This is a genomic window from Candidatus Methylomirabilota bacterium (assembly GCA_036005065.1).
Lineage (GTDB): Bacteria > Methylomirabilota > Methylomirabilia > Rokubacteriales > DASRDR01 > DASYQW01.
The window spans coordinates 1-12,062 of sequence record DASYQW010000221.1; the positions used below are offsets into that span (position 1 = coordinate 1).

The 12,062-nt window shown below is 69.8% G+C and carries 11 protein-coding genes; 2 read left to right on the forward strand and 9 right to left on the reverse strand.

Features of this window, described 5'->3' with window-relative positions:
• The 7 genes from VGW35_16170 to VGW35_16200 form a co-directional block, all read right to left on the reverse strand.
• Window positions 1-926 (reverse strand): PLP-dependent cysteine synthase family protein (locus VGW35_16170; GenBank protein ID HEV8309196.1); only part of this gene is annotated, 926 nt, incomplete at its 3' end.
• A 77-nt stretch (window positions 927-1,003) separates the two neighbouring features.
• A complete protein-coding gene (locus VGW35_16175; protein ID HEV8309197.1) occupies window positions 1,004-2,170 on the reverse strand; it encodes an amidohydrolase family protein in 1,167 nt (388 codons plus the stop codon).
• A 145-nt stretch (window positions 2,171-2,315) separates the two neighbouring features.
• Window positions 2,316-2,546 (reverse strand): dodecin, encoded by a 231-nt coding sequence (locus tag VGW35_16180; protein ID HEV8309198.1) that lies wholly within the window; start codon window positions 2,544-2,546, stop codon window positions 2,316-2,318.
• A gap of 182 nt (window positions 2,547-2,728) precedes the next feature.
• A complete protein-coding gene (locus tag VGW35_16185) occupies window positions 2,729-3,106 on the reverse strand; it encodes a response regulator (GenBank protein ID HEV8309199.1) in 378 nt (125 codons plus the stop codon).
• A gap of 44 nt (window positions 3,107-3,150) precedes the next feature.
• Window positions 3,151-6,696, reverse strand: a complete 3,546-nt coding sequence (locus VGW35_16190; GenBank protein HEV8309200.1) for a response regulator — start codon at window positions 6,694-6,696, stop codon at window positions 3,151-3,153.
• A gap of 440 nt (window positions 6,697-7,136) precedes the next feature.
• Window positions 7,137-7,502: a response regulator gene (locus VGW35_16195; GenBank protein HEV8309201.1), complete on the reverse strand. Its 366-nt coding sequence runs from the start codon at window positions 7,500-7,502 to the stop codon at window positions 7,137-7,139.
• A 165-nt stretch (window positions 7,503-7,667) separates the two neighbouring features.
• Window positions 7,668-7,943 (reverse strand): hypothetical protein, encoded by a 276-nt coding sequence (locus tag VGW35_16200; GenBank protein ID HEV8309202.1) that lies wholly within the window; start codon window positions 7,941-7,943, stop codon window positions 7,668-7,670.
• Window positions 7,944-8,353: 410 nt separating this feature from the next.
• Here VGW35_16200 and VGW35_16205 point away from each other — a divergent pair, with 410 nt between their 5' ends.
• On the forward strand, window positions 8,354-8,728 hold the full coding sequence (locus VGW35_16205; GenBank protein ID HEV8309203.1) for a hypothetical protein: 375 nt from the start codon (window positions 8,354-8,356) through the stop codon (window positions 8,726-8,728).
• Window positions 8,729-8,996: 268 nt separating this feature from the next.
• Here the strand turns inward: VGW35_16205 and VGW35_16210 are convergent, their stop codons facing one another.
• Window positions 8,997-10,520, reverse strand: coding sequence for an ATP-binding protein (locus VGW35_16210; GenBank protein ID HEV8309204.1), 1,524 nt, complete (start codon window positions 10,518-10,520; stop codon window positions 8,997-8,999).
• Between the two features lie 156 nt (window positions 10,521-10,676).
• On the opposite strand from VGW35_16210, the gene VGW35_16215 reads away from it, so the two are divergent.
• On the forward strand, window positions 10,677-11,276 hold the full coding sequence (locus tag VGW35_16215) for a hypothetical protein (GenBank protein HEV8309205.1): 600 nt from the start codon (window positions 10,677-10,679) through the stop codon (window positions 11,274-11,276).
• 425 nt (window positions 11,277-11,701) lie between these two features.
• On the opposite strand, the gene VGW35_16220 is transcribed toward VGW35_16215, so the two are convergent.
• Window positions 11,702-11,935 carry a hypothetical protein gene (locus tag VGW35_16220; protein HEV8309206.1) on the reverse strand — a complete coding sequence of 78 codons (234 nt, stop codon included), beginning with the start codon at window positions 11,933-11,935 and terminating at the stop codon, window positions 11,702-11,704.
• Window positions 11,936-12,062 lie beyond the last annotated feature (127 nt).

The window sequence follows — 12,062 nt, forward strand, 5'->3', positions numbered from 1 at the left end:
TCCCACAGGCGAGTCGAGAAGTAGCGCTCCCCGATGTCGTTGAACACCGTCACGAAGCGGCCCCGCCGCTCGCGACGAGCGACGCGCTCCACGCCCACCATGTAGGCGCCCGAGGACTGCCCGACGAAGAAGCCGGCCCGCGCCAGGCGCGCGCACATGGCGTAGGTCTCGTCGCTGGTGACGGGGATCCGCTCGTCGATGACGCGCTCGTCCAGGATCGCCGGGATGATGTCCTCGGGATGCCCGAGCGGCTTGAGGCCCTCGATGCCGGGAAAGGCGTCCGGGATGACGCAGACCAGGCGGATCGCCGGATCGTGCTCCTTGAGGCGGCGCCCCACGCCCGTCACGGTGCCGCCGGTCCCGACCCCGAGGACGAGGTGGGTCAGGCGGCCCGAGGTCTGGGCGAGGATTTCCTCGGCTGTCGTCTCGTAGTGCGCGCGCCAGTTGTCGGGGTTGCCGTACTGGTCGCAGAAGAAGTACCGGCCGGGGTCGGCCTCGTACCGCCGGCGGACTTCCCGGAGCGCTTCGTCGTAGCCCTGAATCGCGTCGGTGAAGATGAGCCGGGCGCCGTGCGCCTGCAGCCGCTTCTTGCGCTCCAGGCTGGCGTTGTTCGGGATCACGATCTCGACCGACAGGCCGAGGATCCGGCCGACCATCGCGTAGGCGATGCCCGCGTTGCCGGACGAGCTGTCGAGAACGGTCAGCCCGGGCTTGAGGCGGCCGTCGGCCAGCGCCCCCAGCAGCATGCGGACCACCGGGCGGTCCTTGAGCGAGCCTCCCGGGTTGAGCGACTCGAGCTTCGCCCATACCTCGACGTCGGGGAGCTCGTCGCCGAAGACGTCGACCGGCACCAGCGGCGTGTTCCCCACGGCCCGGAGGGCCGGGTAGCGGGCCAGGAGCGGCTCGATGCTAGGGTCCCAGGGCATGGCGGTCCAGCCCCTAGTATGCCCCAGGGTCTCGGCGCGTGCCGGAGTAACCACACGCCGCCGATGGCCCGACCGCCTCACGCGGCGGCCGTGCCCCCCTCGAGTGGGCCGGCGGCCGGCAGACCGTACAGCGCCAGCGCGTTCCCGGCCAGGATGCGGCGGCCCGCGTCGCGCGCCTCGTCGGCGCGGAGCTGGCCTCGCTCGACGAGCCAGCCCAGCGCCTCGCCCAGGGCCTCCCGCGCCCAGGCGGCCACCAGCGGAAAGAGCTCGGGAATCCCGCTCACGTCGGAGCCGTAGAGCAGCTTGCTGGCCGGCGCCAGGGCCAGCGTCTCGATGAGCGGGGAGACGCTGCCGGCCCCGAGGAAGGGGAGGGCCAGCGACAGGTCCACGTGGACCTGGGGCCACACCGCCGCCATGAAGGCGACCTCACGGGCGTAGGGGTAGGCCAGGTGCAGCAGCACCAGCCGCACGCTCGCCCATCGGGGGTCCTCGAGGATCGGGCGGAGCAGCAGCGGGTTCGCCTGGATCAGGTCGATGTCCGGGTCGCCGAAGCCCGTGTGGAGCTGGAGGGGACGTCCCGTCGACCGCGCCACCTCCAGTGCCTCGGCGACCAGGGTATCCAGGAGCGGCTTCTCGGTCAGGCGCCGTGACCCGCCGCCTCGGACCCGCGCGCTCACGCGCCGATAGCTCTCGGCCACGTCGGCCTCGGCCCAGTCCCGAAGCGCGAGCCCCGAGCGGTAGGCGACGATCGTCTTCAACGCCACGCACCGCGTGGCCGCCGCCCGGAGCTCGCTCCGGAACGCCTCCCGGAATTCTTCCCACGGGAGGGCCCGGGCCAGGAGCGCCTCGGCGCAGGTCTCGATCCGGAAGACCTCGTGGACCCGACACGGCAGGAGCTCCCTCATCTCGACGAGCGACATCGCCTCGGCGGGATAGCCCGTGTCGACCAGGAGGGCCGTGATGCGCTGCTCGGCCCAGAGCCGCCGGGCCGCCTGGCGACCGCCGACCGGTCGGCGCGCCAGCACCGCCTCCACCGTGGGCTCGACGCCCAGGCCCTCCGCGAGCCCTCGGAGCGCGCGGCGGTAGTAGGCGACGTGGGGGATGTGGGCGGCCATGGCTCCCGGCCGCCCTTCGCTGAAGAGGTTGGCAAATCGATCCGGCGCGACCCTCCAGGGATCGACGAAGAATGGATGACAGTGGCCATCCACGACCGCGAGGTCCGAGAGGTCGATTGCGGGCGGCACGGGGGCCGCGGCTACGGCATGTCGGGGGGGTCTCGGAGGACCCCCCCGATGCCCCCCCGTCGTGGCGGCGGCAAAGCCGACGCTCGGACGCTAGTCGACGCATTCCGTGATGGGGTCATCGGCGGCTGATTACTCCGACACACGGCTAGTCTTTCCCGAGCTCCTTGTCGTCGAGAATCCGGAAGCCCACCTTCAGTGTGACCTGGAACCGGGTCACCTTGTTGCTCTCGATGACGCCGCGGATCTCGGTCACCTCGAACCAGTCGAGATTGCGCACGGTCTTCGTCGCCCGGGCGATGGCGTTCTTCACCGCTTGATCCACGCCGCGGTCCGACACTCCGACCAGCTCGATCAGCTTGTATGTCTTCTCCGGCATCGCGCTCACCTCCTGGTCAGCATTGACGCAGAACCCCCGTGGAATGCGGCACCGGGCACAGTGCGGGCCGAGCCTCCGCGACCGGATCGCGTCGATTCATGGCAGCCGGATCGTAGCACGGAATGCGGGCGCCGAGACGATGGGCGGGGGCCAATCGCGAACGGGAAGGACTGTCGGAGCCTCTACGGCCGCGGCCGCGCGATGACGGCCGCGACGTGGTCGAGGAGCGTGTCCAGAGATGTCGTCTTGGGCAGGATCCCGGCGATCCGGAGCGACGCCGCCCCCGGGGCGTCGATGGAGTCCCGGAGATGCTCCCCGAGCGCGGAGACGATCAGAACGGGTACATCTCTCCGCGCGGAGCTCGCCCGAAGACGGGCTAGGAACTCGAATCCATCCATCTCCGGCATCGCCATGTCCAGGACAATGAGATCGGGGCCGATCTCCTCGAGGCGACTCAGCGCCTCGACACCCGCCGCCAGGCCGACGACACTGTACCCCGCACGTTCCAGCGCGTCGACGAACGTCTCCCGCACGGCCTCATCGTCGTCGAGAACGAGCACTTGCGCTCCAGGCATCGCGGCCCCCGGGGGGTTGTCCCTCGACCCTACGGGCCTCGGTTCTCGCGCCGCCAGCTCGCCAGGGTGATCATCTCGCCGACCAGCTGAATCGCTCGGCGCAGATCCGACGGGGCGCACGGCTTGGCCAGCATCATCGCCCCGGTCTTCTGGAGAAACTCCTGGGTCTCGGAATTGACGGTGTCGCCGGTCAGGAAGATCATGCGGCGACAGAGCTCCGGCTGGCGGCGCTCCAGGGCTCTGAAGAGGCCAGGCCCGTCCAGTCCCGGCATCCGGATGTCACTCAGGATGACGTCGTAGCTCCGCTCTTGAAGCTTCTCGAGCGCCATGAGCCCGCTGGAGGTCGTGTCGATCTGATGGCCGTCGTTCGACAGGACCTCGATCATCAGCTCGAGAAAGTCCGGCTCGTCATCGATGACGAGGATCGTCCGGGGTGTCGTCCGCACCGCCGCGCTGCGTTCGGGGACCTTCGGGGGTTCGGGCGGCGTGATCGGAAGCTCGATCCGGAACACCGTCCCCTCGCCTGGTGCGCTCTCCAGCCGAATCGAGCCGCCATGTCCCTCGACGATCCCTCGGCAGAGGGAGAGGCCCAGACCCGTGCCTTGCCCGATCGGCTTGGTCGTGAAGAAGGGCTCGAAGACGCGGGCCTGGTTCTCCGGGAGGACGCCCGGTCCATTGTCCGCGACCTCGATGAAGATACGTCCCCGGGCTCGGTCGTGGCGCGTCGTGCACCGGAGCTGGCGCGGGGTGCTCACCTCGCGCAAGGCCTGGAGGGCGTTCGAGACGAGGTTGACGACCAGCTGGTGGAGCTGCTGGGGATCCGCCTGGAGCACCGGAAGCTCGGCGTCGAGGTCCAGGGTCACGCTGACCTCGTCCACCCGCAGCGGGTAGGCGAGAAGCTCCACCGCCTCCTCCACGACCTCGTTGAGTCGCACCTCCCGCTGCTCGGGCTTGCGCTGGCGCGCCAGGGCCAGGAAGTTGCGGACGATACGCGCGCACCGATCGGCCGCCTTCACGATCCTCTGGGCCCGGGTCTCGAGCGGCCCGCCGGCCGCCGCTTGCCGGAGCATGGTGGCCTGGCCCATGACGACCGCGAGGGGATTGTTCAGCTCGTGGGCGACGCCTGCCAGCAGTGAGCCCATGGCGGCCAGCTTCTCGGCCTGATAGCGCGCCTCGCGTTGTCGCGCGAGCTCTTCCTCCGCGTGGTGCCGTTCGGTCGTATCCTGCGCCTGGACGATGAAATAGCTGGGAGCTCCGGTCGCCCCCCGCACGAGCGACACGCTGGCCAGCACCCAGACGAGGCGTCCCGACTTGTGGAGGTACCGCTTCTCCCGCTGGTAGGAGTCGACCTCGCCGGCCAGCATCCGGCGGTCGTGTTCGTGATCCAGGGCAACCTCGTCGGGATGCGTCACCGTGTCGAAGCGGGCGGCCAAGAGCTCGCGCTCCGAGTAGCCGAGCAATGCGCACAGCGCACGGTTGACCCGCAGGTAGCGCCCGTCGAGGGTCTGCAGCGCCATGCCGGTGCCCGAGTGTTCGAAGGCACCGCGGAACCGTTCCTCGCTGTCCCGCAGCGCCTCTTCGGCCCGCTGGTGCGCGGCGATGTCGTCTCTGACTTCCCGGTAGAGTCGAAGGTTGTCGAGCGCCACCGCGGCCTGGGAGGAGAAGGCGGTGGCGATGGCCTGATCCTCGGCCGTGAAGCCGTCTGCGCGCTTCGTCCGGATGCTGAGCACCCCGATCACGCGCTCGGCGAGCTTCACCGGAACGGCGAGGATGGCCCGGTATCCGAGACGCTGGAGGGTCTCCCGATGTCCGGGGATCAAGCGCCAATCACTGAAGGGGTGCCCCACCACGAGGGGTTCCCCGGCGGCCGCCACCCAGCCGCTCACGCTCTCACCGATCTTGAGCGGTTGCCACGGCGTGGGGTCGTCTTCGCTCCCCCAGGTCCCGGTGACGACCAGGGCGTCCCCCTCCCGGAGTCGGAATCCCACCGCATCGGCCTGGAGCAACCGCCCGCACGCTTCGGCGATCTTGCCCAGGAGGGACTCGGCCGGCTGCAGTCGGGAAAGTTCGCGGCTGAGCTCCAGGAGCGCTTCGAGGCGCGACTGCCGGGTCTTCACATCCTGAACGAGCCGGGCATTTTCGATGGCCACCGCCGCCTGGCGGGCGATGGCCTCGACGAGCTGAAGCTCCTCGGAGGTAAACGCATGCGACTCGCGCAGCCAGGCGATGCCGAACCCGCCGATGACGCGTTCCCGCGCGCGCATCGGAAGAACGAGCAGGGACTTGTGCGGCAACAGCCGGGCCCATGCGTGGTCGAGCCGGGGGTCACCTTGGCTCTCGCTCGCATAGACGGCGCCCTCCAGCCGTTTCGCGTGTTCCACGAGGGGTCCCGACAGGGTCGCCGGGCCGATGGCCGCCAGGACGGCGGGCGGAACGTGATAGCCTGCCAGCGGAATGAGCTGGTCGGCGCCCGGGCTGAAACCCCACGCTCCGCCCACGTCGGCTCCCAGGACGCGCACCATCTGGCGGGTCGCACGCCGGACGATCTCAGTGAGCTCCAGGGTGGAGCCGAGGGCCTGGCTGACGGCCAAGAGGGTGTTGGTCTGGGCGAGCTGCCGCTGAGCTTCGTCGTAGAGCCGCGCGTTCTCCAGTGCCAGGGCTGCCTGGTCCGCAAAGGCCTGCGCGAATCGGATCTCCTCGGCACTGAACGCGCGGCCCAGGCGGTCGCCGATGGCCAGCGCCCCGATCACGCGGTCCCGGACCAGGAGCGGCACCGCGAGGACCGCGCGATAAGGGGTGGCCTCGGCGCGCACCCGCAAGTCGGGCGTGAGCCGGACCCGCGGGTCGGACAGAACATCGGTGGTGGCCGCCGGGCGACCTTCGGCCGCGGCCAGGCCGGCCACCCCGGTGCCCTCTTCGAGGACCACCCCGACCCTGACCGCGCTCGAATCTCCCGCGACGGCCATGGCCATGAGGTCTCGAGTGTCGGCGGCGCGCCGGTAGAGGACCGCCATCTCGGCTCCATACACCTCGAGGACCCGCTCGACGATACACCGGCCGACCTCACTCGGGTCGAGGGACTGGGCGAGGAGGCGGCCGACTTCGGCGAGGGCCTCGGCCGCTTGGCGGCGCGCCTCGCTCGCCCGGAGGTCCGCCTCCGCTCGTCGGAGCCGCAAGAGGGCGTTGACGGTCGCGACCAGTTCGGTGGTGTCCACCGGCTTCGTCAGATACCCGTCGGCCCCCGCATCCAGCGCCCGCACGCGGTCGCCGACCTCGCGAAAGACCCCCGAGAGGAGCAGCACCGGAATCGCGCGAGTCGCCGGATCGCCCTTCAAGTGATGACAGACCTCGACGCCGTCCGTGTCGGGCAGGCGGACGTCGAGGACGATCAGCGCGGGCTGCTGCTCAGCGGCCCAGCGGAGCGCCTCGGCGCCGGTGGCGGCCTCTCGAACGTCGAAGCCCGCGTCCGCCAGGAGGATGCCCATGGCTTCCCGCCAGTCCTGTGCATCGTCGACGAGAAGGAGCATCGGCTTGGGCTCACCGGGCACGGCGGATCCCGTCAGTGCCGCGGCCACCGGCGGTCGCCGCGTCACAGAGGGACCGCCGCCGGCGCGCGGTAGCGGAGACGCTCGCTGTCCCCCGCCCCGATCGATTCGAGCCGGCCGCACGTCGCTGTCCATGTGTGCCAGACAGGTCTAGAAGTGTCCTGGACCCAAGCCCCGGCGCGGGCCGAAGTCCCAACCAGGCCATCGCCGGACGGAGAGACAGTCCTCGCCCATGCAAGATCGATGCTAGGAGTGCCCGGGCCGCAGATCGACGATCTTACCGGGAGTTATGTTCGAGCCCAGGCGGAAGCCGGCGAATCCGGCTGACGAGGCGCTGACCAGCGATCCATTTCTGACCGGCATCCTGACCCCTGGGCGCGACGCAGGACCGCTTCACCGGCGTGACGCGCGCTCAGGCGGATGCCGGTCGCGCGAGGTCAGCGCCCGGTGCCCATCGTGCGCGCCCGATCTCAGCCTCGCCGGCGGCGAACGGCGGCCTGGAGGGCCCTGGCGAGCACCTCTTGCTCAATCGGCTTCGTGAGGTGGGCGTCGAATCCCGAGGCCCACGTCTCGAGGTAATGGGCGTCGTCGCCGAGGGCGGTGGCGGCGAGAATGGGGACGTTCGCCCACCGTGGATTACGTCGAACTCGCCGGGCAAAGGCCACTCCATCCATCCGCGGCATGAGCAAGTCCGCCACGATGGCATCGGGCTTCACCCGCTGAAGGGCCCGCAGCCCGGCCAGTCCGTCTTCCGCGACCCGAACACGAGCGCCGAGACCCTCCAGCATCCGGCGTAGCAGGTCGCGGATGTCCGGGTGATCCTCGAGCACGAGCACGACGAGGTGGTCGAGCCGTGGACCCTTGCCGCGGCGTCGTGGCCCTCGGGAAGTGCTCGTACCACGCGGCCACTGCCCGAACAGGCTCCCGGCCGGAACGTTGCCGCGACGCCGTTGGCCCGAGGAGTCGGCCAGGGAGGGCATCGAGACCTCACCGTTCATCTGTCAGTCGAGCGAGGACGCGGGGACGGGAGCCCGCACCGCACGCGCGACGAAGAATCCGCGCGTGTTCAGGATAGCCGTCGAGTCGACGGAGAACCGGCGTGGCCCACGCCGGCGCTCGACGGACACTTTCCGAACCGTCCGTCGCCGATCTTCGATGATGCGACGGTCCCAGATCACTGCGGTGGTAGGGTCATCCGCGTAGCGGGCCCGGAGCACCTGAAACAGCTCCGGAGCGCCGCGGCGGACGATCACGAGGCGCGCGACCGGCGGCTCCATTTGCCGCTCAGGCCTAGCACCTCCCATGCCACGCAGCGGCCCACTCATGCAGGCCGCTTTTCGTGGGCATTTCCGTCGCTGGCCCGGCCGCCGCCCGCCGCGTCCTGGCCAGTTTTGGGCCGATCGCGGTGAAAGCCTGACCGCTCTATTGGGGCGGCTGGGCCGTCAGTACTTGTAGTTCACCGGGCCCCATCAACGTGTCGCCATGATGCGACCCACGAGGTTGCAGACCGCGGCAAAACGCGGCGCGACACGCAACCCCCGCGCAACCAGCATGGCCTCTCCCCCGGGGGCACTGGGCACGACCCCCCGGGGGGCACGCGCGTGGGCGGGGGCCCCAGGGCGCACCTTGAGTCGCCAATCACGGTCCAACCGCCCCGGGTGGGCTGGCGGCGCGCACCGAGGGTGAGATGACTAACGAACAGGCCACGGCGTTCCAGCACCTCCGACGACTGGCCCGGCCGTGTCGCTTCCGGGTGATCGCGGACGCGGAGGGCTTCCCGATCATGCCGGGCCGGCTCGGGCAGCTCGAATACCACGACGGCCGGGACCTGGCGGCCTTCACCGACCGCCCGCGGCTCCACGGGACGCTCTGGGCGATCCCCGGCGTCCGCCGGCACCAGACGGGCGACCGCGAAGTGCGCGCCGTCTTCCCGCCCGAGGCCCTCGAGCAGGTCGCCGGGGTGATCCGAGCGAAGCGCCGACGGCCGGGCCGTCCGCTGAGCCCTGAGGCCGTCCGGAATCTTGCCCTGGGGCGACGTATTAGAGCGACTTCCCGCCTCTAGGATCGCGTCGGGCCCGGTGAGGCATGGAGAGAGCCGCGGAGCACGGGTCGGCCTCGTCTGGCCGGGCTCCGCGTGGCGAGACTTTGGTCAAAGGAGTCCGGGGCGCGGACCATCAGCCGGTGAGCGCTGCCCTCATGATGTTGCCGCACTGGCGGTACGCGGTGGGGAAGGCGGCCTTCTTGTCTCCCTTTTTCAGGTGTGGAGGTGTGGAGGGCGGCATGGGTCCTACGATACGCGCGAGGTGGGCGCCCCGTCCCTTTTCCAGTTCTCAGGGCATCGGGTGTCCAGACGGTGGTGCCGGTGGCATCGTGAGCCGGAACGTCGTGCCCTGGCCGGGCTCGCTGTGCACCGTGATCCCGGCCCCGGGCTGCTCGGCGACCAGCGACCGGACGATGGAGAGGCCGAGACCCGTCCCCTCGGGCTTGGTGGTGTAGAACGGTTCCCAGATCGTCTCGAGCGCATCGGGGGGAATTCCGGGACCTGTGTCCGACACCTCCACGATGACGGATCGGGCGGCATTCTCACGATGGTCGTCGTCAACCCGTGCCCGGAGCACGAGTTGCCCGCCGGCCTCCCCCATCGCCTCGATCGCGTTCGTCGCGAGGTTGAGGAGGATCTGCATGAGCTGACTTCGATCGGCTCGCACGGGCGGAAGGTCCGGCCCGACCTCCGCGGCTACCGTCACGCCGGCCTTGCGAGCCGCGTATGCAACGAGTTCGTGGATGGCCGCGAGCAAGGGCCCCACCTCGAGCCATTGGGGTTCCGCCTTCGGCGGCTTGCCATAGGTCGACAAGCCCTCGACGATTCGATGCATTCGCTCCACCGCATCGCCCAAGCGGCTCAGGTGGCTGAGCGCGCGCTCCCGCTGGAGCGAGCCGGTGGCCTCAAGTTGCGTCCGCAGGAGATGCATCCGCCCGGAGACCACCATCATCGGATTCCGCAACTCATGCGCGACTCCGGCCGCGAGCCGGCCCAGCGCAGCGAGGCGCTCGTGGACGATCACGCGCTCGCGGTCCACGGCGTGGGATACCGCAAGGCCGAGCTGTGTCCCCACCGACGTGAGGAGCGCGAGCATCGAATCCGTCGATGGCACCGGCTGCCGACTCAGGAGGCTCAGTGCCCCGAACGCCACGCCGTGGGCCACCATCGGGGTCGAGGCAATACTCTGAAACCCGGCCTCTCGGATGGCGACAGCCCCGCGCGGGATGAGCTCGCCGGGGTACGCCTGCACCGGGACCACGAGCGCCCGCCGCTCGCTCACCGCTCGCCCCGCTGCCCCTGCTCCGACCGGGATCGTGGCGATGCCCGCCTCCACGGCCGGCGGCAGCTCCCTCGCATGGATGAGGCGGAGCGTCTTGCCTCGCGGGTCGAGGAGGAACGCGGCGGCGGCGGCGAAACCGAGCAGGGGCAGGACATGCTCGACCGCGAGGCGGACGATGTCCTCGACCCGGTTGCCTTGCGCTAGCGCCCGGTCCAGCGCAAAGAGCACTTCCAGCTCTTCTTGCCGCACCTTGATCGTCTCCGCCATCGCCCGAGCATTCTGACCGATTCGCTCGAGCTCGCGGATACGCAGCCGAGGCATCGCCGGCAGATTCATGCCCGGAGCGTCGGCTAAGCGGCGCAAATAGTGCCGGAGCGTGTCGAGTTGCCCCTGCGCGAGCCGTCCTCCGACGAAGGCCGTCCCCACGCTCAGCGCGACGGCCAGGAGCCCGGCGATGAGAATTCCGCGCACGACGACATACCGGCCGCCGGCCAGGACGTCAGCCGAAGCCGCTTCGATGCCAATCGTCATGCCGAGAGCAGGGATCGCTCCCCAACTCACGATCCGTTGTTGGCCGTTCACCGTCACCAGCCGTGCGTCGTGGCCGGACTGCCCCAGACCGGTGAGAGGTGAACCATGCCAGTCCTCGAGGACGGGATCCGTCTCGCCTGAGTTGACACGGAATCCATGCTCCTGTCGATCGAGCAGAAAGATGCGCCCCAAGTGACGGGGCTCGTACCCGCGAAGCGCCTCGGTGATCGTCTTGAGTTGAATCCCCATGGCCGCCACGCATACCACCTGATCGCCGTCGCGGACCGGCGTCATCAAGGTGAGCACCGGGTGCCTGGTACGACGACTGATGAGCAGTGGCGACACGGCGGGCGCATGCCGCGCAAGCACGTCCTGAAAGGGCGGCCGGTCCGCATAGTTCCGCCCCACCGTCGACTGGCCGCTGGCCTCGTCGATGGCGGGACTGAAGGCCATGGCGCGACCGGCCGGGTCCAGGACAAAGACTGCGAGCGCGCCGGAGATTGGGCGCGCCTCTTCGAGCTTCTGCTGCAAGAGGCCTGGCTGAAGGCAGAGTCGCTCCTGTTCGATTCGGCGGGCAAGCCCTTCGAGGACCTGGACGCGGTCCGCACCCAGGGCCTGGACGATCGCCGCCAGGGTCTCGACAGTCGCCGCCTGCTGGAGACGAAACCGCTCGGCCACCTGCTCGCGTTGTCCGGAGAGCCAAAGGGCCGACAGAACGCCGATCGGGAAGATCCCGACGAGGAGGACGAATGGTAAGTGAAACCAAATAAAGCTCAGTGGGCCGTTCCGAGGCCGCATTCTGTCACTCGCCGGTATGAAGCCCAACCGATGACTCGGCGTTCCGGCGGCTTACGAGCCGACAGAGCAGGAGCACACGGCGGTCCGAAGCTCTTTTCACCCACATGTCGGCCGGCATGCCCATACCGCCTGCCAGGGTGTCCGCTCCTAGGCTGAGCCCACGGCCCCCGTAATCGAATGCGCCCGACCGGCCGCGTAGAACGTGGCCCGCCAGCCCTCGTCGCCGTAGCGGGGGAGCTGGAGGTCGTACCTTTGGCGCGCCATGCCGCTGTCGATGAGGCCGAGACCGGTCTACGAATCGACCCAGCGGCGGAGGATGGAGAAGATCCCCGGCTCCGGACCGGATCACGTAGATGAGACGCGCCCGGCGGCGCAGCTCGAGGTCATCCATCGGGCGCTCCCGCAGGCACCGCCGATAGATCGATCCACCACACGGCCATCGGCCGCCCCTTGGCATCGAAGACGTCGATCCGTCCCGTCGTGGCGTCCACGATCGCCGAGCCGGCGCGCGTGCCGGCCGCGGCGAGGAAGCTGAGGCACCGCGCGTCGACCCAGGCGTGCGGGCCGCAGCCGGTCATGACGAGCGAGGCGCTGACGGCGTACTGGTCGGTGGTCATGGTCGTTGGCTTCCGGGCAGCGGGCCGGGGCGTCAGGGCACCGGCTCAAGTCCCTGACGCTGGGAATCGTGGAGAACGGCCCGGCCCCGGATGTCGGGACTGTAGGCGGTCCGGTGGCGGGCTGTCA

Bases quoted from the DNA above. Each gene is read 5' to 3' on its own strand.
- VGW35_16215 (HEV8309205.1), top strand. From the start codon at position 10,677: ATGCTCCTGTCGATCGAGCAGAAAGATGCGCCCCAAGTGACGGGGCTC.
- VGW35_16205 (HEV8309203.1), top strand. From the start codon at position 8,354: ATGACTAACGAACAGGCCACGGCGTTCCAGCACCTCCGACGACTGGCC.
- VGW35_16210 (HEV8309204.1), bottom strand. From the start codon at position 10,520: ATGACGATTGGCATCGAAGCGGCTTCGGCTGACGTCCTGGCCGGCGGC.
- VGW35_16200 (HEV8309202.1), bottom strand. From the start codon at position 7,943: ATGGAGCCGCCGGTCGCGCGCCTCGTGATCGTCCGCCGCGGCGCTCCG.
- VGW35_16180 (HEV8309198.1), bottom strand. From the start codon at position 2,546: ATGCCGGAGAAGACATACAAGCTGATCGAGCTGGTCGGAGTGTCGGAC.
- VGW35_16220 (HEV8309206.1), bottom strand. From the start codon at position 11,935: ATGACCACCGACCAGTACGCCGTCAGCGCCTCGCTCGTCATGACCGGC.